Source organism: Pleomorphomonas oryzae DSM 16300 (assembly GCF_000422965.1).
In the GTDB taxonomy this organism is placed as follows: domain Bacteria; phylum Pseudomonadota; class Alphaproteobacteria; order Rhizobiales; family Pleomorphomonadaceae; genus Pleomorphomonas; species Pleomorphomonas oryzae.
The window spans coordinates 16,174-42,404 of the sequence record NZ_AUHB01000019.1; the positions used below are offsets into that span (position 1 = coordinate 16,174).

Genomic DNA, 26,231 nt, shown 5'->3' on the forward strand with positions numbered 1-26,231 from the left:
GCAACAATGGCCATCTTCAGCGTTCATTTGCCGGGCAACGCCGCGTCGGAAGTCACAGCCGACCGCGCCGTCTTCGTGCGCGACGGCTTTGCTTTCTGGGCTCTGCTGTTCGGGCCGCTTTGGTTCCTGAGGCACCGCGAATGGCTGGGCCTCGTCGGTTGGCTGGTGGTTGCGGCGCTGATCAGCGTTGCCGAGCGTTGGCTCGGGCCAGTCACCAGTGGTGGCCTCGAGTTGATCCTGGCGCTGGCCACCGGCGTCGCCGCCAACGATATCCGCCGTCTGACCCTGGCGTTGCGTGGTTTCCGGGAAGCTGGCGTCGTCGAAGGGCAAAGCCGCGAGGCAGCCGAGCGGCGCTTTTTCGACAGCTGGCTCAGCCAGCCTTCTCCAGTTCCGCCGCCAGTGCCTCCGGTTCTTCATCCCGCCAGAAGCGTCCCGCCGGGCGTGCTCGGCCTCTTCCCGGAAAGCGGAGCGCGGCCATGACGGTTGCCATTATCGATTATGGATCCGGCAATTTGCGGTCGGCCGCCAAGGCTTTCGAACGGGCGGCCCGTGATGGCAACGGCGATACTATCCTGGTCACGTCCGACCCGGGCGCCGTGCGGGCCGCCGATCGCGTCGTGCTGCCGGGTGTCGGCGCCTTTGCTGACTGCAAGGCGGGCCTTGCGGCCGTTCCCGGCATGATCGAGGCGCTGACCGAGACGGTCATCGGTAAGGGGCGTCCGTTTCTCGGCATCTGCGTTGGCATGCAGCTGATGGCGCAGCGCGGTCTTGAAAAGACAGTGACCGAAGGCCTCGGTTGGATCGACGGCGATGTCGAGCCGATCAAGCCTGGCGACCCTTCCCTCAAGGTGCCGCACATGGGCTGGAACACCATCGATCTGGTTCGGCCCCATGCCCTGCTCGAGGGGCTGCCGACTGGCGACAAAGGCCTGCATGCCTATTTCGTGCATAGCTATCACATGACGTTGCGCGAAACCGGCGCCCTGATCGCCGTGGCCGATTACGGCGGTCCGGTTACCGCCATGGTCGGCCGCGACAACATCGCCGGCACCCAATTCCATCCCGAGAAGAGTCAGACGCTTGGTCTCGGCCTCATTGCCAACTTCCTGAGGTGGCGCCCGTGATTCTGTACCCCGCCATCGATCTCAAGGACGGCGTCTGCGTTCGCTTGAAGCTCGGCGACATGAATGCCGCCACGGTCTACAACGCCGATCCGGCGGCGCAGGCCCGCGCCTTCCAGGATATCGGCTTTCCCTGGCTGCACGTCGTCGACCTCAATGGCGCCTTCGCCGGCCGCTCGGTCAACGGTGAGGCGGTCGATGCGATCCTTGCGGCAGTGATGCCGGGAATGCGCGTCCAGCTTGGCGGTGGCATTCGGGACATGGCCGCCATCGAGGCATGGCTCGGCAAGGGCATTTCCCGCGTCATTCTCGGCACTGTCGCTCTGCGCGATCCGGGTTTGGTGAAAGCCGCCGCGAAAGCCTTTCCGGGGCGCGTTGTGGTCGGCATCGATGCGCGCGGCGGCAAGGTCGCCGTGGAGGGCTGGGCGGAAAGCGCTGAACTCACCGTCATTGAATTGGCCGGTCGCTTCGAGGACGCCGGCGTTGCCGCTATCGTCTATACCGATATCGATCGCGACGGCGTGCTGAAGGGGCTCAACCTCAAGGCGACGCTGGCGCTGGCCAGAGCTGTGTCGATCCCGGTGATCGCCTCCGGCGGTCTCGCTTCGATGGACGATATCGAAGCGCTCTGCCAGCCGGAAGCGGCTGTGCTCGACGGCGCCATCACCGGGCGTGCGCTTTATGACGGACGCTTGGATCCCAGTGCCGCCCTTACCCGGCTGGCCAAAGTCTGATCCATCTCGGGCCCTCGAGATCGTGATGAGGGGTCGCGACGAATTCAATCAAAATTGAGCTATTTTTGTAAGCGAGTCCTAAGCGCGGCCTGCCATAGTCGGGGCATCGGTGTTTGTCCGGAGTATGGCCATGCTGTTCATTGTCGCGATGTCGGGTCTGATGGGGTTCGTGGCCGGCGTGCGTGTGCGCCTGCTCCCGCTCATCCTCCTCGCGCCGATCGTGGCCTGTGGCGCCGGCGTTGGCGCAGCCGTGCTGGCCTTGCCCAGTTGGCAGATCGCCCTGTCGGTCGTTCTGGCTGTCACGGCTTTTGAGCTTGCCGCCTTCGCCGCGCTGACGGTGCGTGCCGGCCTGTCGCGTCCGGCCTCCGAGGCGCATGAGGCCTCCGCCAAGCACGCCCGGCCCTCTCGGACCGGCGCTGCCGCGCTTCGCTGATCGGGCACAGGTAAGGCCCGGCCGAATCGCTTTCCGGTCTTCAGAGCTCGCCGTGCAATCCTGCCATGCAGCTATGTCGGCAGCTTTCGGCGGTTTTTTCCTGGGAATGACTGGAATTTGCAACTCGTTTGCTTCATCTAGAAGAGGTGCGGGTGTTATCACCCGCATGTGGCCCTGATCTGTCGGCGTGATCCGCGTCGGTTGCGGCCTAATGTGCACTGGCAGAGGAAGCCGACCTTGAACGCCTATACCTCGACCGTTGCGACTGGCGCCGAAGGCGCCCAAGCCTTCCCGATTCCCGACAATGTCTTTACCGAGACAGTGACCGAGGTTCGACACTATACCGATCGATTATTCCGCTTCCGCACGACGCGTCCGGCCAGCTTTCGCTTCCGCTCCGGTGAGTTCGTGATGATCGGCCTGCCCAATGCCGAGCGGCCGGTCTTTCGCGCCTATTCGGTAGCAAGCCCCGCCTGGGATGACGAACTCGAGTTCTTCTCCATCAAGGTGCCGGGCGGCCCGCTCACCGAACACCTGCAGAAGGTCAAGGTTGGCGACACTATCCTGATGCGCAAGAAGCCGACGGGAACGCTGGTGATCGACGCGCTGTTGCCTGGCAAGCGGCTTTATCTTCTGTCGACCGGCACCGGCGTTGCGCCCTTCGCCAGCCTGATCCGAGATCCCGACGTTTACGAGAAGTTCGAGGAGGTTATCCTCGTCCAGACCTGTCGTGAGGTGGCGGAACTGGCTTATGCTCGCGAACTTTACGACGACGTCGTCAACCATGAGTTCCTCGGCGAGCTCGCCGCCGGCAAGCTCCGCCTTTATGATGCAGCGACGCGCGAGCCGCATCCGCGTCAGGGCCGCGTCACCGACCTCATCGATTCCGGCAAGCTGTTCTCCGACCTTAATGTCCCGCCCTTCGATCCCGCTATCGATCGGGCCATGATCTGCGGCTCGATGGCGATGATCAAGGATACCAAGGACCGTCTCGAGCATTTCGGCCTTGTCGAGGGTGCCAACAACGCCCCCAATACCTTCGTGGTCGAGCGCGCTTTCGTCGGCTGAGCGTCTGCTTTCAAACGGCGATCAATGAAAAGGGCGCCCCTCGGGACGCCCTTTTTGTTTGCGATGTGGAGAGATCAAGCGGATTTCAGCATGGCAATAAAGCCGGCCACACCCTGCTTCAGCCTATCGGATCTCTCGGCAAGGTCGCCCGACAGGATCCGCTACGCGGGCGAAGAAGTTTCGCATGAAGACTCCGGGAGGGGAGGAAAGCTTCCGAAGCACCGTCACTGGAGAAAGACGGGTATTGCGGGGCTTTGTTCTGGAAGGGCGAGACCCATTGCTTCACTGCCGCGAGAGGCGGAAAAAGATATGCGGCCCTTGTGAAACTCGTCTTCAATGAGTCGAGCTAATAACGTATTACGGGATACATCTGTTTCAGATATTCTCGTACTTTAACGTAGAATATCGATAATGTTTACAATCGTGCTAACAAAAAGGGCCGCCGGTTTCCCGGCGGCCCGATCTTCTTGAGTTTAGCTGCCGATTACTCGGCGGCGGTGGTCGAAGCGCCCTTCAGCGTGTCGATCTCGGCAAGAGCCTCGTCGTAGCGGCTCTGCAGAGCGTCGAGCTCAGCCTGATGGGCTTCGTCGAGCTTGGCAGCGTCGATGCCGGCGAGGTTCTGCAGCGTGCGCCAGAAGCGGCGGCGCTCCTCGACCAGGCGAACGATCTGGGCCGGCACCGGGAAGCGGATCAGCTTGCCCTTCTTGACTTCCCAGATGAACGGGATCTTGCCGACCCGCTCTTCGTCGCTGAGGTCGATGAACTCTTCGATCGACACGGCGTTGTTGACGTCATCGGCAAGCGGCTTGCCGGTGAACTGCTTCTTGAAGCGGCCTTCCTGGTGGGCGAAGTGGGCCGGAGTAAGCGGCACTTCCTTCGTCTGCTCGTTGCCGTCGGCGTCCTTGTAGGTCAGGACGAGGGTCGTCCAGTCCTGCTCGACGTCGGGGTTGCCGTCCAGCGAGAAGCGTTCCTTCAGCACCGAGCCGCCGTCCGGATTGTGGACGTAGACCGGGCTGGTGCGGCTCTCGACGGCGAGGCGGGCATGCTCGCTCGACACGTCGTCACCGATGCCCTGCTCGCCCTGGCAGGGCGTGTAGACGTCGATGATGGCCGGCGACGTCGTCCGCGACAGGGCGGAGAGGACGTTCTTCAGGAAGTGGCCCTGGATGGAGGTGGCAGTCTGCACCACCATCACCGCCGGGTGGAAGGCGGCGATCAGGCCGAGTTCCTTACGGTTGTCCGTCTTGCCGGCATGCGCCGCGCCGTAGCGGGCGAGGTCAGAGTCCTGGCCGATCAGCGACGAGGTCGAAGCCTGGCCGCCGGTGTTGGAGTAGACGCCGGTGTTGACTACGATCACCTTGATCGGCGTCTTGGTCGAGAGCAACCGCGACAGCGCGCCGAAGCCGATGTCGTAGGTGGCGCCGTCGCCGCCGATCGAGAACACGGTCGGCAGGCGGCCGAGTTCGGTCTCGCTGAACTGCTCCCAACCGAAGGTGCGGAACATTTTGTCGTGGACGGCCGCGTCATACTGGTCGGCGAGCTCCAGCTCGGCGATGCGCATGGCCCGGAAGTTCACCAGCACGTCGGCCGCGATACCTTCGTAGATACCCTTGGCGAGGGCGGGGGCATCCTGGAACAGGCTGTTCACCCACGGATCGCGGTAGGGGTTGTACGGGAAGGTCGAGGAGTACACGCTCGAGCAGCCGGTCGAGTTGGCAACCACCGCAGACGCCGGGCCTTCACCCGTCGGGCCGCTCTCCAAGAGGAAGAGGTGGTGGTTGATCGTCTCGAGCGACGACTTGATGCGGGCGGAACGCGCCTCGTCGGTCACCGTGGCAAGCTTGGCTTCAAGCTTAGCAACCAGCGCCTCCACTTCGGCGATATGCTCCTTGCGGGCGCGGCCCTGGAGAGCATTGTTCGCCGCCATGATCAGACGCAGCGCGGTGACCTCGCCACAGCCGCGGCAACCGCCGTGACCACCGGTCATGGCATAGTAGTTGTCACGGTCGAGGATGAGGCGCTTGGCGTTGGCGCCGGTCAGCTGCTCGGTGAAGCGAGACGGCGTGTTGGCCGTCTTCGTCAGGAACTCGAAGCGAGCCTGCAGCGTCTCGAGAAGCGCGTCGTCCTGCTCGGTCTGAACCAGGGCGTCGGAGCCGCAGACGGTGGTGCATTCGAGACAGCCCGAGCACTTCCACGGGTCAAGGCCGACCGAATAGAGGGCGCCCGAACCGGGCGTCTTCTTCTCGGCCTGATCGAAGAACAGGCGGGTACGCGCCACCGGGAAGTTGGCGAGGAGCGTCGCCATCTTGCTGAAGTCGAGGGCGAGCGAGGCATCGCCGGCCGCGACGCCCGGCGCCACCTGGGCGAAGATCTCATGGAAGGCGCGAGCCTTCGGCTGAGCCTTGTAGACTTCGCGGATGGCGGTAGCGATCGCCGGCACCTTGCTGGCGATCTGGGCACGGCGGGCTTCCGACACGTCGATCTGGCGAGCGGCAGTGGCAACGAGATCGTCGATCTCATGCACCGTCGACGGCATGGCGGCGTCGGGGCAGACCAGCGTGCATTCGAGACAGGCCGTGCACTTCTCGGCGTCGAACACCGGCACCTGCCGGCGGAACAGCCCCTTGTCCTTCATGGCGGCGGAACCGGCCGGCATGAACATGCCGGTGCCCGGCAGAACCGGCGACTCGCCGATGGTGCCGTCCTTGAACGGGCCAGCCAGCATGTCCTCGTAATACTCGTTATCGAAGATGCCAGCCGGCGAGCTGGTGTCGAGGCTGCAGATCGAGGCCGAGATGGCCACCGAGCGGGCCTGGCTCACCGGGGCGTCGGCCTCGGCGGCCTTGAAGGCCGGATCGTTGTAGGCAACTTCATGGGTCGCCTCGGCCCCCTCGGCGATCACCGCCATGTTGCCGGCAACGACGGCGTCACCCTTGGCACCGAACTTCTTGGAGATCTGCTGACGCACCTTCTCCAGGATGGCGGCGCGATCGGCACCGGCGGTGATCCGCTTCTCGTGGCCGCAGAGCGCGCCGATGAAGGCGATGCCCATCATGCGGGTGGCGAGTTCCGGCGACGGCGCATTCTTGCTGGCGACGGCGAAGGCGTCGACCACCAGGAACTTGATCTCCTTGTCGCGGATCGTCTTGCGGGCCGAAGCCGGCATGTCGAGCCACGCCTCGAGCGGCGTCTTCGAGGTCTGCAGGATGAACGTGCCACCCTTGGCGAGGCCGCGCAGCGGGTTGGAGTGCGCGAAGACCTTGTGGTCCGGCGAGATGACGATCTCGACGTCCTCGATCTCGGCGTTGGTGATCTTCACCGGCTCCGGCGACAGGGTGATGTAATAGTTGGTCGGAGCGCCGGACTTCTCGGAGCCGTACTTGGGAGCGGCCTTGGAGTAGAGGCCGAGGGCGCCAGCCAGGATGTCGGTCAGAAGCTTGCCGGTGGCGATGGTGCCGTAGCCGCCCACCGAGTGGAAGCGGACGCGGAAGGCATCGTCGGGCAGCAGGCGGGGGTTCTCACCCGTCTCGAGCGCCATGAACTCGGTCTGCGGGTAGGCCGCCTTCAGCTTGGCCTGGACTTCGCTCATGCGGGCATTCGGGTTCTTCGAGAAGAACTGCGAGCCGAGGTAGACGAACGGGTTGTTGCGGGCCGCTTCCATGTTGTCGAAGGCAGCGACGAGATGGCGCGACTGCAGGTCATGACCGCCGAGGCCGAAGATGGCCGTGGTGACCTTGGGCAGCTTGTCGATGGCGGGGATGCCCTGATGGCGGCCGCCGTCGGCATTCTCGCGGGCCTTGAACAGCGCCTGCGTGACGAAGCTGGTCAGCGCGGTATCGTCCGAACGCTCGAGCACCGTGACGGCCTTCTTGCCGGCGATGGCGGCGATCAATTCGGCTTCCGGGAACGGCTGCAGCAGCTTGATGGCGATCGAACCGACCTTGCGGCCCTTCGAGCGCAGGTAGTCGACAACGGCTTCGACGTCGTCAGTCACCGAGCCGAGGCCGATCATCACGTAATCGGCGTCTTCGGTCTTGTAGGTCATGACCGGCGAATACTTGCGGCCGGTCAGTTCGCCATACTCGTCCATGGCCTGCTTGACGAACTTCGGCACGTCCACGACGAAGTGGGTGCGATGGTCGGCAGCGCCGGATTGGAAGTCGGGCTGGTTCTGCACGCCGCCGGTCAGGCCGGGGTTGTGGATGTCGACGAGAGCCGGGACGAGCTGACGGGTGCCCTTTTCCCATGCATTCAGCCACTGGCGCTTGAACTGGGCCTTGAGCTCGGCCGGGACCCACTTGGCAGCGGTCTCGATCAGCTTGCCTTCGTTGTCCGCCTCGATGGCGTCTTCGTTGGCGTCAACATAGGCCTTGAGAGCGGTGGCATCGGCAGTGGTGAAGCTGTCCTTCTTGCGGACCAGCCACTGACGCAGCTGATAGGCGCGGCCCTTGGCGCCGAACAGGATTTCCTGGGCGACGGTCGGGCACTTGATGCGGCCGGTGGGGTCGCCGAGGAATTCCTTCAGCAGCGCCGGCTCCGGCATCTTGGCTTCCGACAGCATGTGCGACGTGGCAAAGCCGTCCATGGAGTTGGCGACCGGCACCAGCGACAGCGCCGACACCTTGTAGGAGATGGCGGCAAGGTCGGCCGCCTCCTGCGGGTTGGCACCGAACAGAATGGTGTAGCCAGTGGGCAGCAGCGAGTAGACGTCGTCATGGCCGGCCATGACGTTGAGCGAGTGCTTGGACACCACGCGGGCGGCCACCTGCAGCACGAAGCCGCCGGCCTTCTTGCCGACGGTCACGTAATGCGACTCGAGGCCGTAGAGGATGCCCTGCGAGGACGAGGCGTTGGAAATGAACTTGCCACCCGTCAGCGCGGCGCCGAGGGCGCCCGACTGGGCCGAATGTTCGCCTTCGGGCTCGTAGAAGAAGGGGTGGCGGCCCCAGACGTTGCAGCCGCCGCCAGCGCGGAAGCTCTCATAGATTTCGGAAATTTCGGTCGAGGGCGTGATCGGGTAGCCGATGACGCCACCGCATACGTGGCCCATGACATGGGCCACGGCGCCGTTACCGTTGATGACCGTGGGAAGACCTGGATATTTCGCGCTCATTTGCTGCATCCGTCCTGCTGCATCTGGTGTTCCTGTCCGCCCCGTCCGATCAGTCACTGGTCGAGGTTCGGGCATCGATACACCGATGTTCAGCTGCCGATGGAGTTTTGACCTTGATTTCAGTCAAAACTATACGAAACTTACTTGGGCTTCGGTGTTGTTACCGATAGGCCCTTCTGCCGTTATAAAGGCACCGCAGAGCTTTGTCGTAAGTACTCAACCGGGGACTACGTGGAACTGCGAAGGTTTTACTGCTATGCGTTTTTTGCAGGGCATCTCCCCGGCCGGCAAGCCGGATATCGGCGCGCTATCTGAACCAACCCACTGTGAACAAAGCGATAATTGTGAACAATAGGCATTGCTTCCGGCGCGTAGCCGGGACCGGCGACCGGGTCATCGATGATCGTCGCGGCCCAGCCTAAAACAGTATTCGCGGATAGATTAATCGGTTTATCTGTTTGGTATTGTCTGGCCGTCCATCGTCCTGACACGCGGCAAATTTAAAGTTCACCGTGAAATGGAAGTTTAAACCTCGGAAAAGCTGAATTTCTCCGCAGGTTAAGCTTGAGCCCTCTCCCGGGCGGCGATACCTAGCCGTCGCTACACAGCCACCGGCCGGCTTGTCTTCCAGATTTCCCAACGCAGACCGAATGCGAGGAAGATTTTCTAACCATCTCCGTAGCAATCGTTAAGCCTAAGGTCGAATACGAATTGAGAGGCAACTGCACGGGGTCATATACAGTTGAGACTGAGTTGCAGTGTCGATACTGCCAGCCCGGCTGATGTGGCTTGGAGTGCGCGAGGATGGGGCTTTCGATCGAGACGATGAAACCGGGCGACAGCGCCCGCGTCACTGGCCTGGTGGCCGGCGATCGTGGATACCGCCAGCGACTGCTTGCCATGGGGCTGACCCCGGGGGCCGTGTTTCAGGTGCGCCGCAAGGCCCCGCTCGGCGACCCCATTGAGATCTCCGTTCGCAACTTCACGCTGACGCTCCGCAAGTCCGAAGCGGCCATCCTTGAGCTGGAGGCCGTATGATGGCCGGTGAGCCTCTCGTCGTCGCGGTCGTCGGCAATCCCAACTGCGGTAAATCCACTCTCTTCAACGCCTTGACCGGTGCGACGCAAAAGGTCGGCAACTGGCCGGGCGTCACCGTCGAAAAGCGCGTCGGCCGTTTCATCCTCGACGGGCAGCCGGTAGACGTTGTCGACCTGCCGGGCGTCTATTTGATCGGCAGCGCCGACGCTGGCTCGCAGGACGAGCGCGTTGCGCGCGACTTCACCCTGTCCGGCGAGGCCGACCTCGTTCTCAACATCGTCGACGCCTCCAACCTCGAACGCAACCTCTACCTGACCACCCAGCTCCTCGAACTCGGCGTACCGATGCTGGTCGTCCTCAACATGATGGACATGGCCAAGGTAGCCGGTGTGGAAGTCGATATCGACGCGTTGTCGGAACGGCTGGGCTGCCCGGTGGTGCCGACCGTCGCGACACGCGGACTTGGTCGTCACGGACACGCCCATCATCCTGGCCATCATCATCACGGACGCCGCGATGCTCTGAAGGTGGCCATCATCGAAGCCGCCCGCGCCGGCATAAGGCCGTCGGCCCGGCCAGAACAGGATCCGGCGATCGTAGCAGCCGTTTCCACTCTGGCGCCGCTCGTCGCCGATGCGGCTCGGGCTGCAAAGGCCGATCCGGCCTGGGTGGCGCTGAAACTGATCGAAGGCGATACCCTGGCCGAAACGATAGCCGGGCCGAAATTGGTCGCCGACGTCGAACGCGCCCGCGCGGACATCGAAGAGGCAACCGGCGAAGACGGCGACATCGTCATCGCCGACGGCCGCTACCGTTTCATCGGCGAACTAATGGCCGGCGTGTACCGGCAGACCACGCGCCTGTCGGCTCCGTTGTCGCAGATGATCGATCGCGTCGTCCTCAACCGGTTGCTGGGCGTGCCGATCTTCCTGTTCGCCATGTACCTGATGTTCCTGTTCACCATCTCGGTGGGCGGGGCCTTCATCGATTTCTTCGATCAGGCTTTTGGCGCCGTCTTCGTCGACGGTTTCGGTCAGCTCCTCTCAGCTCTCGGCACGCCGCCGATCGTCGAGGCGGCCCTGGTCGGCTTCGGCTCTGGCATCCGCACGGTATCGACCTTCGTGCCGATCATCGCCTGCCTGTTCCTGTTCCTGTCCTTCCTCGAAGACTCCGGCTACATGGCGCGCGCCGCCTTCGTCATGGACCGCGCCATGCGGGCGATCGGCCTGCCGGGCAAGTCCTTCGTGCCGCTGATCGTCGGCTTCGGCTGCAACGTGCCGGCCATCATGGCGACGCGAACGCTGGAAAGCCGCCGCGACCGCGTCATGACCTCACTGATGGCGCCCTTCATGTCCTGCGGCGCCCGCCTGCCGGTGTTCGCGCTGTTTGCCGCCGCCTTCTTCCCGGTGAGCGGCCAGAACATCATCTTCGGCCTCTATATTATCGGTCTCGCCTTCGCCGTGCTGACCGGCCTCGTCCTCAAGTCGACCCTGCTGGAAGGCGAGCCGACCCGCTTCGTCATGGAGCTGCCGCCCTATCACATTCCCACCATCCGTTCGGTCATCGTCCAGGCCTGGCAGCGTCTCCGCGAGTTCATCCTTCGCGCCGGTCAGGTGATTGTGCCCATCGTCATGGTGCTGTCCTTCCTGTCGGCCATCGGTACCGACGGCAGCGTCGGGCGCGACAACACCCGCACCAGCCTATTGGCGCTGGTGAGCCAAGAGCTGGTGCCGGTGTTCGAGCCGATGGGCGTCACCCAGGATAACTGGCCGGCGGCCGTCGGCCTGTTCACCGGCATTTTCGCCAAGGAAGCGGTGATCGGCACACTCAATGCCCTCTACGAGCAAGTGAGCCAGGATGTGGCTGTGCCTGCCTCCGGTACGACCTCGTCTGCCGATAAAAGCCTCGGCAACAAGCTTCTTGCCGCCGCCGCTACGATCCCACAAAATCTCGCTGCGCTCGGTGGCAGCCTCACCGATCCACTGGGACTGAACGTCGGCTATGTCGACGACAACGCCGCCGCCGCCCAAAAACTCGAGGTGAATGGCTCGGTCTTCGGCGCCATGCAATCGCACTTCGGCGGAACAGCGGCCGCCTTCTCCTACATGCTGCTGATCCTGCTCTACACGCCTTGCGTCGCAGCTCTCGGCGCCATGCGGCACGAGATCGGCGGCAAGTGGACGGCTTTTGCAGCGGCCTGGACGACGGCCATTGGCTATCTCGCCGCCGTCTCCTTCTATCAAGCGGCGACCTTTTCCGCCCATCCGGTCAGTTCCACCCGATGGCTGGTGATGGCCGCCGCCATTTTCGCAGCCGGCATTGCTGCGATGTGGATGGCTGGCCGGGCGCGCAGCCGCTCGCTCGCCGCGCAGCCGGCGGAGTGATGACCATGATGACACCGTCAACTGTCCGCGATTACCTCAGGGAACGGGGCAGCGCCCCTCTCTCCGACGTTGCGCTGCATTTCGATGCCGGCGAAGATGCTGTCCGTGCTGTTCTCGACCTCTGGGTTGCCAAGGGCAAGGTGCGTGCCTTGGCGGCAGGGGCCGGCTGCTCGAAGGCGGGCACCTGCGGTTGCGCCTGCAAGGTCGAGGATATCTTCGAGTGGGTCGGCGACCTGCGGCTGGCGGGCTGAGCAAGGCCAGATAAACAAAAAAAGCCGGCTTCCGCAGTGCGGAGCCGGGCTTTTCTTGATCGAAAGCAAGTCGTCAGATGGCGGACTTGATCCAGGCGGCGAGATCGCTCTTTGGAGCGGCGCCGACCTTCATGGCCGCCGGCTCACCATCCTTGAAGATGATCAGCGTCGGGATCGAGCGGACGCCATACTTCATCGCCGTATTGCCATTCTCATCGACATTGAGCTTGGCGATGGTGATCTTGCCCTCGAGCTCGCCGGCGATTTCGTCGAGCGCCGGTGCGATCATGCGGCAAGGGCCGCACCATTCGGCCCAGAAGTCGACGAGGACGGGGGTCGACGAGCCAAGCACGTCGGTGGTGAACGACTGGTCGGTGACCTTCTTGGACGACATGACGGACCTCACGAGATGGACAGCGCGGCACCGACTCATGGCCGGGCCGCGCCTGTTGCCTGAAAGCTAAGGAGCGGACCCCGAAGCGTCAAGCGTGGCTGAAGCATGATCCTGGGCGTCTCCAACGTCTCCCCACACGCAATTTTATAAAAAACAATACCTTAGGCAAAACGGCCCCACGGACTTTTGCTCTAGAACCGGTCATCGGTTTCATTTTCGTGATCGTCGGGCCTGGCGCCGGCATCCACAGCCTCAAGATAAGCGGCAAGCGCCGCATCCAGCGTAGCCGGCGCCACCTCATCGAACCGCGCCGCCGCCGTCCATAGGATGGCCGCGCGCACGGGGCGGTCTGGCCAGAGGTGACGAAGAACCGCCCTGTAAAGGGCGAGTTGCAGCAGGTATCGCTGCGGCACCGAGCGCGGGGGACGCGCCGCCGTCTTGTAGTCGACGATCATAACGGCTTCGGGCTCGACCAGCAGTCGGTCGACGCTGCCGCTGACGGCGATCGTCCGTCCCGCCGGCGTCGCAACGCTGCCGGCAATCGCCGCCTCGGCACGGGCCGCCGGCGAGAACAGCAGCGTCAGGTCCGGTCGTGCCATCAGGGCGACGATGGCCTCGACAAGCGCGGTCCGATCGCCGCCCGGCAGATCGGGAAGAAGGCGTGCAAGATAGGCATCAGCCGCGACGGCGCGGGCAGCCGGCTCGATATCCGGCAATAGCTCGAACAGGCGGTGGAGAATGGTGCCACGGGCTGCGGCTCTAGGATCGAAGGTGGTTGTCGTCGCCCCGGCTTGACCCGAAGTGGCGGCACGCGACGGCGCAATGCTGGTGGGGCCCGCAGGCGCGTCGGTCACCTTGCGCGTGAGCCAGTCAGGCAAGGGCTGCGTTTCGTCGGCGCTCACCCTGGCCGGCTGCGCCGGGGCCGGTGGCTCTTCATTCGCCGCATGCCAGCGCCAGGCGACGACGGTCCCATCAGGGCCCCTCACCGTCTCGGCGTCGGTGCCGAGTGCCGCCTCGACGAGGCCGTGCCAGCGGCGATCAGCTCCCTCGTCGGCACCCTTGAGGCCGGCGACGATCAATCGATCGCGGGCGCGCGTCAGCCCGACGTAGAGCAGGCGCCGATATTCCTCCTCCTGCGCGGCGATGAAGGCTTGCGCCGCTGCCTCGACGGGGGCCGGGCGAAAGGCGCCGCCCTGCCGCCAGACGATCGGCGGGTTTGGGCCATCGCTGACGGCCAGAATGTCGGGCAGGTTCTTCTCGCTGGCTGGCTTGTCACCGGGGTCGATCAGGAACACCACCGGCGCTTCAAGGCCCTTCGAACCATGCACCGTCATGACGCGCACCTCGTCGCGCTCGGCGTCGAGTTCGCGGCGGATCAGTTCGCCCCCCTTGGCGAGCCGGTCGATGAACCCATTGAGGCCGGCCGTCTCCTCGCCCTCATAGGCGAGCGCCAGTGTCAGCAGTTCGTCGATGACTTCGTCGGCCTCGCGGCCGAAGCGGGCGCGGTAGGCGGCTCGTCCGCCATCCGGCCCGACGAGGCGCGACAGGAAGACGAAGGGCTCGCCCCGATCGGCGCGGCTCATCCAGAGCGCGACGGTGGCGCGCAACGTCTCGGCGTCGGCGTCGCCTTCGGTAGCTTTTTGTCGGACGGCATCCCAAAGGAGAGCCGGCCGACCGCGGGCGAGGCGGAACAGCGCTTCTTCCGAGAGGCCGATGAGTGGAGACTTTGCGACGGTAGCGAGCGTCAGGTCGTCTTCCGGCATAAGCGCGACGCGGGCGGCGGCCAGGAGATCCTGAGTGACGACATGGCCGACCACGTCGAGCCGATCAGCACCGGCGACGGCTACGCCGCGTTGCTTCAGGGCCCGGTTGACTGCCTCGACGAAGGTGCCGCGCTTGCGGACCAGCACCAGCACGTCGCCGGGCCGGATCGGCGCACCGGTCGCATCGAGGCGAGTGCCCGAGCGCAGCCAGCCGGCGATCTCGTCGGCGATCCGTGCGGCAAGGCGCACGGCCGGACTGGCGGCTGCCGTGGCATCAACCGGATCTTCCCAGTTGCCGGGTGGCGGCGCCGGCAGCTTTTCGACGGCCGGCCATAACTCGACGAGACCAGGCTCGCGGCCGCGCACCGTCTCATGAACGGTGGGGCCGACATCAGTGGAAAGACCAGCATGCGCGCCCGGGTTCCGGAATACGGCATCGACCGCGCCGACCACCGCTGCCGTCGACCGGAAGGATAGCGTAAGACGAAGGTCATGGACCGGTAGGCCCGCGTCGGCGAGGCGACGTCCGAGCGTCTGGCGCGTCAGGCCGAACAGGTGCGGTGCCGCGCCCTGGAAGGAATAGATCGATTGCTTTTCGTCGCCGACCGCGAAGATGGTACGCCGGCGTCCTGCGCGGGCTCCTTCGCCGGCTGAGAATTCACCAGTCAGCGCCCCGACGATCTGCCACTGGCGCGGCGAGGTGTCCTGCGCCTCGTCGACCAGCACGTGGTCAAGGCCCTCGTCGAGCTTGTATTGCACCCATTCGGTGGCATCCGAGCGCGACAGCAGCGCGGCCGCTCGTTCGATCAGGTCATCGAAATCGAGGAGGCCCAGCCGGGCCTTCTTGGCCTCGATAAGGCCGATCAGCCGGTCGGCGAGGCGGAGAAGTGCCGCACTGCGTGTTCCCCAAAGAGTGGCCGACAAGGCGCGTTCGAGATTGAGAAGCCGTTGTGCCTCCCGCTCGAAACGCTCGTTGGCTTCCGGCAACGCGTCGAGAACGTCCTTGGTGAAAGGACGCTTGCGCGGTTCGCCCTTGCCGGTCAGGAACAGGCCGCGCCACAAGAGCCGCCGCGTTTCGGGATCGGGCGCCGCCAGGGCTGCCCGAAAGCCGTCGCCAAGGGCTGGCATCGACTTGGATTTGGAGGCATCGATCGAATCGATAAGCCGGCTGAGAAACGGGCCCGAAAAGTCCGGCGAGACTGCCATCTCCGCGATCAGACTTTCCCAGCTAGCTCCGGCCGGCGCGCCAAGCGCCTGCGGAAGAGCGGCAAGCGCCTCATCGATGGAGAGGTTGCCATTGAAGAAGGCGGCGAGATCGTCGCGAGCGGAGACGACGGCACGAAGCGCCCGGTCTAAGGTTTCGTCGCCGGCAATCGCCACCAGTTCCGACAGCGCCCGCCCCTCGGGGCTATCGGGATGAGCCGCGCAGGCGGACAGAAGCTCGGCGCGCGCCTCGGCGTAGAGGTCGGCACTGCGCGCATCGTCAAGCACGCGAAAGCGGCCATCGAGCCCGGCTTCGATCGGAAACCGCTGCAGCAACGCCTCGGCGAAGGCGTGTATGGTCTGGATTTTCAGGCCGCCCGGCGTCTCGATGGCGCGGGCAAACAGTCGCCGGGCCGGCGCCAGGCGGTCGGGATGCACCGGCCGGCCTTCGAGTTCGGACAAAATGCTGGTCAGTTCATCGTCGGTAAGGCCGGCCCAGCGGCCCAGCTCGTCGAAGATGCGGGCAGACATCTCGGCCGCCGCTGCCTTGGTGAAGGTGAGGCAGAGGATGCGGCCGGGATCGACGCCGTCGAGCAGCAGACGGATCACTCGCCGCGTCAGAACCCAAGTCTTGCCGGAGCCGGCGTTGGCCGAAACAAAGGCCGAGGCACTTGGGTCAGTGGCAAGGAGCTGAGTCTGGCGGGTCGCGACCGGAATCTTCATTCCTCGCCTCCGTCGTCCTCGATGCTCCATTCGCTCACCCGTGCAAGGTGATCGTAGTCGCCGCGGTCGGTCTTGCGGAACGGCCGGGCGCGTGAAAGGTAGCCGCGGTTGGGATCGGCGTAAGCGCGCACGAGGCCACGCAGGCGGGTTTCCGCCTCGGCGATCGTTTCCTCCAGCGTCACCGGGTCACCGCCACGCGGTGCGTGGCCAGTGTAGCTTTCGATCTCGTCGCGGCCTTCGAGGCCGCGCAGCACCACATGCACCAGTTCGGCCGCTTCGCGCGGACCCGACAGGCGGGAGAACCCGCCGTGACGGGCAATAACTGCTTCCAGCGGTAGCTGCGGTGTCAATTGCGCGGCGATCTGGGCCGCCGTCGGCGCTCGGCCAGTCTTGAAGTCGATGATGCTGACGCGCCCGTCCTGTTCGATATCGACTCGATCGGCGCGTCCGGTCAGCGTAAAGCGATCCGTCACGGCGAGGGTACCCTCGATCTCGGTATGCCGGGCAAGTGGCGCGCGCTTGGCCTCGAATTGTAGCACGATGAATCGGGCGAGCGCCTGAAAGCGTGGCCACCAGAGCGCATGAACCTCGGGGTGGGTGGCAAGCGCGTTGGAAAACCGCTCCCGGCCGAATTCGATCAGTGCCGTGATGGCCGTCTCATCCCAGGGACCGGTCCAGGTCGCCACGAAATCGGCGAGGATGTCGTGGATCAGCGTGCCGCGGGTGCCGAAGTCGGGTGTTTCGCCGAAGCCGTCGAGCGGCCTGAGCTTCAGGATGCGCTTGGCGTAGATGGCGTAGGGATCGCGGATCAGCGTTTCAATGTCTGTGACCGGCAGCATGCGCGGCCTTGCGTCAAGTGGTGGCGCCGGATTGGGGCGGGCGGCGCGCGGCACGTTCGGCCGGTCATCGAGCCGGCGCGCCCAGTCGAGGAAGCGAGCCCCGCGTGCCTCCATCGCTTCCGTCCGCGCCGGACCGATGAGGCTGGTCAGGCGTTGCAGGAAACGGGTCGGCACGGTTGGCGCACCACCGCGTCGGGCCGAGCGGATCAGCACCGTATCAGGCGCGCCGAGAGCGGCGGAAAAGTCGTGGGCGGAAAGGCCGATGCGGAGTTCCGGCGGACTGAGGCCGAGGCCCGCCCGCATCGGTCGTGACAACCAGGCGCCGGTATCGGTCACCGGCGGAAACACGCCCTCATCGAGACCGACCAGCACCAGCCGGTCGGTCGGCAGAAGGCGCGCCTCGATCGGGCCGGTGGCCATGACGCGGGCCTGCCGGCTGGGCGTCAGCACCAGCACGTTGCCGATCAATGCCCGCAGCACCGGAGCGAAATCGCCGCCGGAAAGGACAAGGCCGGCGTCGGGTGCGCGGAGGTGATCCTCAAGGATCTTCAAAAGCTGTCGTTCCGCCCGGTTCGGCTCGTCTGTGTCGTCGTCCGAACGACGGGTGACGTGATCCAGCGTCTCGCGCAGCGCGGCCAGGAAATCGGCAAGCGTCGGGGCTGGCAAGGCGGCCGCCGCGACCAATGGCGCCATCGCCGCCGCCAAGGCCTCGGCGAGGGCGAGCGCATCCGCAAGAATGGCGCCTGAGTCCTCGTCCCGACTTTCCAATGCTTGCAAAGCTTTTGAGATCGCCGCGATGCCGCCGGCAAGACGCGGCCCGCGCAGCACCTTCCGGGAAATCAGCCGGCCCGCTGGTCGGACCCGTGCCGAAGTCCAGCCGAAGCGCGTCTCGGGATGGCCGAGTATGGCCGCCACTTTCACCGGAGGGAAGTCCTCGGTTGCCGCTTCGACGAGCAGCAGGGCGAGCTGGCCATAGGGCGTTTGCGGCAGCGGTTGGCCGGCTGTGTCCTCCACCTCGATGCCGAAACGGTCAAGCTCGGCAACCACGCGGCGGATAATGGTCCGGTCAGGCGTGACGAGGATCGATCGCGCCTCGGGGTTCTCCAAACATTGGCGGAGGGCGATGGCGGCGGCGAGCGCTTCTTCCGCTTCATTGGCGGCGATCACCAGCGAAACGTGGGCAAGCGCCGCCTCGGTCCCGCTGGCATCGGCATCGAGGGCCGCAGCATGTTCGGGCCAACGATCGGTAACGGCGGCCGGTATCAGCGCCCGCCGCACGATATCGCCGCGTGCTGCCAGTGCCGGCTTCGGAGTGCCCAGCTCGCCGATATCCTGCCGTTCGACGCCAAGCCGCTCGACGAGGCGGCTCATGGTGTGCTCGGGGTGGGCGCAATCGAAAATGCTCGCGGCAACCATTTCGGCCGGCGCGCCGATATCGAGCCCAGGCAGGACCAGAGCTCCCTCGTGAAGCTTCAGCACGGCGGCCATCAGGTCGGCGGTGCTCGGCACCGAGCCGGTCGAGCCGGCAATGATCACCGGGCCGGGCGGCGGACAGGCCTGCCAGCGAGCGATAGTGGCCTCCACCATCGCCCGATGAAAAGCGCCCGCGCCGATCTGGCCCCGTTCGGCAATGGCTGCCGGCAAAGCCTCGGTGGCCACCTTCAGGAAGTTGAGTGACAGCTGCCACCAGGCGGCGTAGTCGTCGGGCACCAGCGTGTCGAGCTTGCCCCAGTCGACGCTTTCAAGTTCCGCCTGATCGAGGAGGGCCAGCAGATCGGCGGACAGATTGAGGGCTTCGGCCGGCGAGCCGGGCACGGCTACCGGCTGGCCGGACGGCGTCAACAACTGGTCGCTCGCCACGCGTTCACGCCAGCGGCTGACGAGACGCGCCAGCATCAACCGTCGTTCGGCGGCGGCGATCACCGGCGGCAGGTCGAGCGCTTCCGGCGCCAGAAGATCGTCTTCAGCTTCCAGCACGTCGGAAATGGACAGAATGCGCGGCAGCATCGCCGACCCGCCACCAAAGGCATTGCGGAACGCCTGCCTCAGCACTGCGCCGGCTCGGCGAGTCGGCAGATAGATGCTGACGTCGGCAAGGTCGAGCGGTCGGGTCCGATAGCTGCGGCCGGCTATCAGGCGGCCGTCGAGAAGCGCTTCGGCCAGTGTGGCGAGGAAGGGCGCACCAGGGTGAATGGTGAAAACGCGCCCGGTCATCACCTACTCCGCTGACAACTCGATGGTCCGCTCTGCCTGCCGGATCGATTCGGGTGTTCCGACATGCAGCCATGTGCCTTCGAGCCGCACGCCATGCAGGCGGCCCTTGCCGATGAGCTCGTCGAAAATTCGGTTGAGCGAGAAGGGGGCCAGTGGACGATCGGCAAAGATGGCGGGCTTGAAGATGGCCGCGCCGGCATAGACAAATGGGGCGACGGTACGCTCGCGTCGTCGCATCAGGCGGCCATCGCCGGCCATCTCAAAATCGCCGACTCCCGAATAGCCAACCGACCCAACCGTGGGCGCCAGCAGCAGCAGGCCATCCATGCGCTCGTCATCCCAGGCTCGGGCCAGCGCCGGCAAGTTGGCGGACACGCCTTCGAGCCAGATGGAATCGGAGTTGAGATGGTAAAATGGCTCGTCGCCCAGATGAGGCAACGCCTTGACCACACCGCCGCCGGTGTCGAGCAGCAGATCGCGCTCGTCGGAGACGATGACCGAGAGATCGCGCCGCTTGCTGACGTGCACCTCGACGAGATCGGCGAGGTAATGGACGTTGACCACCGCCGTCTCGACGTTGGCTTCGGCCAAGCGATCGAACACCCGGTCGATCAGGCTGCGCCCGAGCACTTCCACCAGCGGCTTCGGCGTGGTTGCCGTGATCGGGCGCATACGCTTGCCGCGACCGGCAGCGAGCACCATGGCCCGGCGAGGATGAAAGGCGGAGGGAAAAGCGTCAGTCATTGAAGCGATCGGGGTCTCGGCAGTCGGAAAGGCTCACGGCCGGTTGGCCGGCGGCGCGAGCCGTTCATACCAGAGCTTGACCCCGGCGAGAACCTTATCGTCGAGTGCTTTTTCGAAGTTGCGGCACACGCGCGGCAGGAAACGGAGATGATGCGTGCGGCCGGTGCGTGCGGCAAATTCAACGAAGCGGCCGAGGATTTTAGCGTTGCGCTGGGCGCCGAGGATGGCCGCGCGTTCGGCAAAATCGGCAGCGTCGAAGCCGGCATCAAGAACTTGGCGGCGCTCGACATAAGCGGCGGTCATTGCTGCGGCGAGTTCGTCGGGAATGTCGACGCGGGCATCGGTGACCAGGGCGGCGAAGTCGTAGGCCGGCGAGCCGAGCAAGCCATCCTGGAAGTCGATCATCCCGATGGGGTCGCCGGAGGCCTGCCAGAGGATATTCGGCGAATGGTAGTCGCGCAGCACCAGCCGCTGCTGGTCGTCATCGAAGCGAGCGAGCAAATCGTCCCAGAGGCTATCCCACTCGGCCCGCGCATCGGCCGCAAGCGGCGCACCGGTCAGTCGCGGCATGTACCAGGCAGCAAAGAGGCCGACCTCGGTCGCGAGCGCCCGCCGATCATAGCGCGGCATCGGCCAGCGCCCGCCGGTGTCGTCGATGGCAATCTCAGGCCAAGCCACGACTGCGAGATCGGCGAGCCGCCTTGCCGCCACGAGATAGCGCTCGGCAATCGGCACGCCATCGCGCACGATACCGTCCGAACCGAGATCCTCGACCAGCATCAGCCGTCGTTCGCTATCGCAATCGAGAATACGCGGGCTGCGAAAGCCGTGACGGCGCAGCGTGTCGGCAATGGCGGAAAAGGCGGTGAGGTTATCGGCGAGATGGACGATTTCCTCGTAACGGTCGTCGTCAGCCCGCTTCATGTAGGCGCGCCAGGCCGGCCAGCGCATCACCACGGCTGCATCGTTGCCAACCGTCGCCCGCTCGAAGCTGCGCGTCGAGGCATCGCCGTGCAGATGCCGTCGTTCAGCGCCCTCAAAGCTGGCCCGGTCGAGGAGATCGCGAACGGCGAATGTCTCCTCGAGCCGTTCTGTCCAGCTGGCGCCATGGCCATGCAGCGCGAAGCGTCGGCCATCGATACTGTCACCCTCGGAAATGACGATGTCGAGCCGCTCGGCTGGTAGTTCGTCACCCGCCCGGTCGGGCCACTCGATCAGAGAGAGACCCTCGCCGATCGCTTCGGAGAAGCCGATTTCGATCAGCTCGTCGGGGTCGGCGAGGCGATAGAGGTCGAAATGATGAACCGGAAAGCGGGCGGTTTCGTAGCTTTGCAGCAGCGTGAAGGTCGGGCTCGGTACCTCAAGGTCGGGATCGCCGGCAAGGCGCCGGACGACGGCCCGCGCAAAGGCGCTCTTGCCCATGCCGAGATCGCCGTGCAAAGCGACCACGTCGCCCGGTCGGGTGATGGCGGCAATATCGTCGGCGAGACGCATCGTGCCCGTCTCATCGGCAACGGTAACGGTGCGGACGGATGGGGGCATCGCGGCGGCGCTCACTCGGCCGCTTGAGCGATGCTGGGGTTTATCGGCAGCCTGCAGACGACGCGCGTGCCAACGCCAATCTTGGAGCTGATTTCGACGCTGCCCTTGTGCAGTTCGACGAAGCTCTTGACGATGGAAAGACCAAGGCCGGGGCCGCGCCGGCGGGCGCCGTTGGTGCGGCTTTCGAAGCGCTCGAACACCGCCTGAAGGTATTCGTCTGGGATGCCGCGCCCATGATCCTCGACGATAAATGAGATGTCCTCATCAGTTCGCCGGCAGGAGAGCGACACCACGCCGCCATCATCCGAGAAGGCGATGGCGTTGGACAGGAGGTTGAATAGCACCTGGCGAATGCGCTTCTCGTCAGCCACGAAGGAACCGATATCGTCGGGCACGTCGAGCTTCAGGTCGATGTGCGCCTCGGCGATGCGATCGCGCAGGCCGGTGGTGGCCGCGCCGACGGTCGAGGGAATGTCCACCTCGCCGAGGTCGAGCTCGATGATGCCGGCATCGACGGTGGCGAGATCGAGGATATCGTTGATGATGGCGAGCAGTGCCGTCGACGAATCCATGATGTAGCCGGTGTATTCCCGCTGCTTGATGTTGAGCGGACCGGCGTTGTCGTCGGCAAGCAGCTGCGCGAAGCCGATGATGTTGGTCAGCGGCGAGCGCAGCTCGTAGGACACATGCTGGATGAAGGCATTCTTCAGCTGATCGGCCTCTTCGAGCGCCTCGTTCTTCTCGGTAAGCGCCCGTTCGACGTTCACCGAGTCGGTGACGTTGACGAAGGTGATCAACGTCGCGCCGTCCGGCAGCGGCACGGTGGTGAAGTCGATCACGCCGCCATCGCGGCGGTCGAGCCGGCCGGTGAGCCGGTTGCGGCTGTCGGCGAGGCCGGCAACGGCGAGGCGGACTTGATCCCAGGCTTCGCGGTTGCCATGAGCGGCCATGCAGTGGCCGACCACATCGTTGATATGCGGCCGGCTGGCCAGCATGTCGTCGGAAAGCTTCCAGAGGCTGCCAAAGGCCGGGTTGAACAGCCGCAGCCGGCCGTCAGAGCCGAACACCGCAACGCCCTCGGAGAGGTGATCGAGCGTCTCGCCCTGCACCCGCGTCAACGCATTGTAGCGGCTCTTGAGCTCGATCTGCTCGGTGACGTTCTCGTAGACGTAGGTGACGCCACCCTGGGGATGGGGATTGGCGATGACGCGTAGCGTCTGCCCCGTCGGCAGATGCCACCAGCTCTCGCGGGCCTCCATCGCCTGATAGGCGGAAAGCTGCTCACGCTTCCAGGTCCGGAAGTCGGCCTGCTCGGGCAGCTTGCGGGACACTCGCAACTGGTCGAGGATGGCGGCATCGTCGGGGCCGGTTTCAAGGAAAGCAGTGTCGAGATCGAACAGGGCGCGGTAGGCGGCGTTGTAGAACTTGAGCCGTTTGTCGGCGCCGAAGATGGCAACGGCGGTGGCGAGCTGGTCGAGCGTGCGGGCGTGGCTGTCGATCGTGCGGCGCAGCTCCACTTGCGCCTGTTCGAGCTCGGACACATCGGTGGCGATGCCGGCGCTGCCGGATGCCGTCTCGACATCGACGACGTCGAACACCCGGCGGGCACCGCCCACCACCAGTGACAGACGCTTTTCAAACACCGGCGCGCCCTGCCGGCTGTCGGCGATCGCCTTGCGGGCGGCAGTGTCGAGGAACTCGACGCCGACGGCCACCGCCTGCGTCGCGCTGGCCACTTCGACGGCGCGCGCATAGGCGGCGTTGACCCAGACGAGCCGGCCGGACTTGTCACGCGTCCAGGCCGGCATCGGAACATTGTCGATGAGGCCTTCAAAGGTTTCGACCAGCGTCCGTTGCCGTTCAAAACGCTCGGCGAGTTCGGCATATTGCAGCCGTTCCCGGGTGAGGTTGCGGAAGCGAATGAAGCAACGCGAGCCATTGACCCGACCAGCCGCCTCGATGTGAACGCCGGTGGTGGTGGTCAGAACGTCGAGAAAGGCTTCTCCGTCGGTACGCAGGGCACGGGTGCGGGCTTCCAGGAGCTGGGCCGAGGCCGGTTCCAGCCATTGGCCGAAGGCAAGGAAGCCAACCTGGCTGCGCGGAACACCCGACGCTTCCGGCAGCGACCCCATCACTTTCGGCGCTTCATCGCGGGCGCCCCAGATGACGGTGCGCTGGTCGTCGGCGTTGAGGGCGGCTTCGGTACGGTCGGCGGCGAGCTTCAGATCGGCGTTCTCGCGCAACAGGCGCTCGCGGTCCTCTTCGGCCATACGGCGCGCCCTGATCAGGGCGGCGGCCGAGACCACAGCAATGCAGATCGCCGACACGAAGGCGGAGAGGGCGGCCACCTGCAGCGGTTCGAAATAGACCGAACCATCGGAGCCGAACTTGATGGCCTGAGCCAGCGCCGGGCTGGCAACGACCGGCGACAGGATAGTCGAGAGCAGGGCTATCTTCCCGACATGCCCGGCAAACGGCAATCGTGTCCGGTTCAGCCCCGGCATATAGTATCCCCTTTCGGCCGCATTCAGGAAAGGACGCCCACTCCCGAAGGGAGGTTCGTCCCGGACCGGCGCGTGCCCCACCGCCGTTCCGAATCACTTCAAAATACCGCCTTTCATGGGGGGCAAAAAGAGTCGAGGAAGCCTCGACGGACGCATCTGTGATGAGCGAGTCCAATGGGCCACTATGTTCACGGAACGTTCAATGACCTTTGGTGTCCGGCGCATCGGCCGCAAGGAGTCGACAACTGTCGGTAGGGGGTGGCCAGAGGATTGAGCAGACTCGTCTTATCCACTTTAACTGCCGCCTTTTTCTCCAATTCCTGCGCGACGCGGCAATGTCCCCCGGAAAAATCCGCATATGTGGAACAGCTGTGGATAAGGCTTTGCCGGCAAGAAAAACCGCCCGCGCTCTTCTGGGAGCGCGGGCGGGGATTGCAAAGGACTTGGGGCGGCTCCCGTCAAGGACGGGAAGCCGAAAGCCTCAATAGCGATACATCGCGGACTTGAACGGACCGGTCGACTTGACGCCGATATAGTCGGCCTGCTCCGGGGTCAGCTTGGAGAGCTTGGCGCCGAGCTTGGCGAGATGCAGCTGGGCCACCTTCTCGTCGAGGTGCTTGGGCAGCACGTGCACCTTCTTCTCGTATTTGGCGCCGCGGGTCCAAAGCTCGATCTGGGCCAGCGTCTGGTTGGAGAAGGAGGCGCTCATCACGAAGCTCGGATGGCCGGTGGCGTTACCAAGGTTGACGAGCCGGCCTTCGGACAGAAGGACGATCTTCTTGCCATCGGGGAATTCGACGAGGTCGACCTGCGGCTTGACGTTCTTCCACTTGAAGTTCCTGAGGCCGGCGACGTCGATCTCATTATCGAAATGGCCGATGTTGCAGACGATGGCCATGTTCTTGAGCTTGCGCATGTCGTCGACGGTGACGACGTGCAGGTTGCCGGTGCAGGTGACGATAATGTCAGCGCGATGGATGTCGTCCTCCAGCGTGACCACCTCGAAGCCGTCCATGGCGGCCTGCAGGGCGCAGATCGGATCGACTTCAGTGACCAGCACACGGGCGCCGGCACCATGCAGCGACTGGGCCGAGCCCTTGCCGACGTCGCCGTAACCGCAGACGATGGCGACCTTGCCGGCCATCATCACGTCGGTACCACGGCGGATGGCATCGACCAGGCTTTCACGACAGCCGTACTTGTTGTCGAACTTCGACTTGGTGACGCTGTCGTTGACGTTGAAGGCTGGCCAGGGCAGCTCGCCACGCGATTCCATCTGGTAGAGGCGCATGACGCCGGTCGTCGTCTCTTCCGAGACACCGCGGATGTTCGCCTTGGCACGCGAATAGAAGGTCGGATCCTTGGCAAGCCGTGCCTTGATGGTGGCGAAGAGCTCTTCCTCTTCCTCGGACTTGGGGTCGGCGAGGACGGACGGATCGCTCTCGGCCTTGGAGCCGAGCGTCACCAGGAGTGTGGCATCGCCGCCATCGTCGAGGATCATGTTGGCGGTCTCGCCATTGCCCCAGTCGAGGATACGGTCGGTGTAAGTCCAGTAGTCCTTGAGGGTCTCGCCCTTGACGGCGAACACCGGAATGCCGGCGGCGGCGATGGCGGCGGCGGCATGGTCCTGCGTCGAGAAAATGTTGCAGGACGCCCAGCGAACATCGGCGCCGAGCGCCTTCAGCGTCTCGATCAGCACGGCGGTCTGGATGGTCATGTGCAGCGAGCCGGCGATGCGGGCGCCCTTGAGCGGCTGGGCGGCGGCGTATTCGGCGCGCACCGACATCAGGCCGGGCATTTCGATCTCGGCCATGTCGAGTTCGGTGCGGCCCCAATCGGCGAGCGAGATGTCCTTGACGATGTATTCCTTGGCGACCATCGGCGGAGCTCCGGGTGCGGGGTGAGGATATGCTGGTTAAGAGCCAACGAGGGGCGGCAACGGCCGCCAATCAGCGCCTTATAAGAGAAGTCGGCCGCCGGTGCAATGACGACATAAAGAGATCCTTATATCATGATGAAAGCTCTTTGCTCGCCCAAAGACGCTGTTGCGTGACTTCCAAAGGGGCAACGGAGAGTCTAATGTAAAACTGTGCATAACGGGCTGGGGCTGCCGACGCCTGAGGTCGATCGGCTGACTACGGACGGTTCCGCTATCCACCAAGG

16 protein-coding genes are annotated in these 26,231 nt (G+C 64.7%); 8 read left to right on the forward strand and 8 right to left on the reverse strand.

Annotated features, from left to right (window positions below):
* The first annotated feature begins 6 nt into the window (after nt 1-6).
* From G522_RS0122220 to G522_RS0122240, 5 genes are all read left to right on the forward strand, one after another.
* Entirely contained in the window at nt 7-480 is a 474-nt protein-coding gene (locus tag G522_RS0122220) for a DUF2628 domain-containing protein (RefSeq protein WP_026792915.1), read from the forward strand.
* The gene (hisH, locus tag G522_RS0122225; RefSeq protein ID WP_026792916.1) at nt 477-1,124 is read left to right on the forward strand and encodes an imidazole glycerol phosphate synthase subunit HisH; all 648 of its coding nucleotides are present in this window, start codon (nt 477-479) and stop codon (nt 1,122-1,124) included. The genes G522_RS0122220 and hisH overlap by 4 nt, the downstream gene beginning before the upstream one ends.
* On the forward strand, nt 1,121-1,855 hold the full coding sequence (gene hisA, locus G522_RS0122230) for a 1-(5-phosphoribosyl)-5-[(5-phosphoribosylamino)methylideneamino]imidazole-4-carboxamide isomerase (protein ID WP_026792917.1): 735 nt from the start codon (nt 1,121-1,123) through the stop codon (nt 1,853-1,855). Before hisH ends, hisA begins: the two co-directional genes overlap by 4 nt.
* Before the next feature lie 130 nt (nt 1,856-1,985).
* The gene (locus G522_RS0122235; protein WP_026792918.1) at nt 1,986-2,288 is read left to right on the forward strand and encodes a hypothetical protein; all 303 of its coding nucleotides are present in this window, start codon (nt 1,986-1,988) and stop codon (nt 2,286-2,288) included.
* A gap of 294 nt (nt 2,289-2,582) precedes the next feature.
* Complete coding sequence (locus G522_RS0122240; protein WP_210162968.1) at nt 2,583-3,356, forward strand: ferredoxin--NADP reductase; 774 nt, start codon at nt 2,583-2,585, stop codon at nt 3,354-3,356.
* A gap of 484 nt (nt 3,357-3,840) precedes the next feature.
* On the opposite strand, the gene G522_RS28235 is transcribed toward G522_RS0122240, so the two are convergent.
* Nucleotides 3,841-8,469, reverse strand: a complete 4,629-nt coding sequence (locus G522_RS28235; RefSeq protein WP_036840581.1) for a 2-oxoacid:acceptor oxidoreductase family protein — start codon at nt 8,467-8,469, stop codon at nt 3,841-3,843.
* Nucleotides 8,470-9,273: 804 nt separating this feature from the next.
* Between G522_RS28235 and G522_RS0122250 the strand changes: the two genes are divergently transcribed.
* Genes G522_RS0122250 through G522_RS29720 form a run of 3 tightly spaced genes read left to right on the forward strand, consistent with a single transcriptional unit; the run spans nt 9,274 to nt 12,142 of the window.
* Entirely contained in the window at nt 9,274-9,507 is a 234-nt protein-coding gene (locus tag G522_RS0122250; RefSeq protein WP_026792920.1) for a FeoA family protein, read from the forward strand.
* On the forward strand, nt 9,504-11,891 hold the full coding sequence (gene feoB, locus G522_RS0122255; protein WP_245586717.1) for a Fe(2+) transporter permease subunit FeoB: 2,388 nt from the start codon (nt 9,504-9,506) through the stop codon (nt 11,889-11,891). The genes G522_RS0122250 and feoB overlap by 4 nt, the downstream gene beginning before the upstream one ends.
* Before the next feature lie 5 nt (nt 11,892-11,896).
* Nucleotides 11,897-12,142, forward strand: coding sequence for a FeoC-like transcriptional regulator (locus tag G522_RS29720; protein WP_169453585.1), 246 nt, complete (start codon nt 11,897-11,899; stop codon nt 12,140-12,142).
* Nucleotides 12,143-12,215: 73 nt separating this feature from the next.
* Here G522_RS29720 and trxA read toward each other — a convergent pair whose 3' ends face one another.
* From trxA to ahcY, 7 genes are all read right to left on the reverse strand, one after another.
* A complete protein-coding gene (gene trxA, locus G522_RS0122265; RefSeq protein ID WP_026792923.1) occupies nt 12,216-12,536 on the reverse strand; it encodes a thioredoxin TrxA in 321 nt (106 codons plus the stop codon).
* 191 nt (nt 12,537-12,727) lie between these two features.
* Nucleotides 12,728-16,225 (reverse strand): double-strand break repair helicase AddA, encoded by a 3,498-nt coding sequence (gene addA / locus G522_RS28240; RefSeq protein ID WP_051229086.1) that lies wholly within the window; start codon nt 16,223-16,225, stop codon nt 12,728-12,730.
* Entirely contained in the window at nt 16,222-19,278 is a 3,057-nt protein-coding gene (addB, locus tag G522_RS0122275) for a double-strand break repair protein AddB (protein WP_026792924.1), read from the reverse strand. The genes addA and addB overlap by 4 nt, the downstream gene beginning before the upstream one ends.
* A 3-nt stretch (nt 19,279-19,281) precedes the next feature.
* Nucleotides 19,282-20,022 (reverse strand): nucleotidyltransferase family protein, encoded by a 741-nt coding sequence (locus tag G522_RS0122280; protein ID WP_026792925.1) that lies wholly within the window; start codon nt 20,020-20,022, stop codon nt 19,282-19,284.
* A gap of 33 nt (nt 20,023-20,055) precedes the next feature.
* Nucleotides 20,056-21,564, reverse strand: a complete 1,509-nt coding sequence (gene tsaE / locus G522_RS0122285) for a tRNA (adenosine(37)-N6)-threonylcarbamoyltransferase complex ATPase subunit type 1 TsaE (RefSeq protein ID WP_026792926.1) — start codon at nt 21,562-21,564, stop codon at nt 20,056-20,058.
* A gap of 11 nt (nt 21,565-21,575) precedes the next feature.
* Complete coding sequence (locus tag G522_RS0122290) at nt 21,576-24,068, reverse strand: PAS domain-containing sensor histidine kinase (RefSeq protein WP_084633345.1); 2,493 nt, start codon at nt 24,066-24,068, stop codon at nt 21,576-21,578.
* A gap of 481 nt (nt 24,069-24,549) precedes the next feature.
* Nucleotides 24,550-25,947 carry an adenosylhomocysteinase gene (ahcY, locus tag G522_RS0122295; protein ID WP_026792928.1) on the reverse strand — a complete coding sequence of 466 codons (1,398 nt, stop codon included), beginning with the start codon at nt 25,945-25,947 and terminating at the stop codon, nt 24,550-24,552.
* Nucleotides 25,948-26,231: the final 284 nt, after the last annotated feature.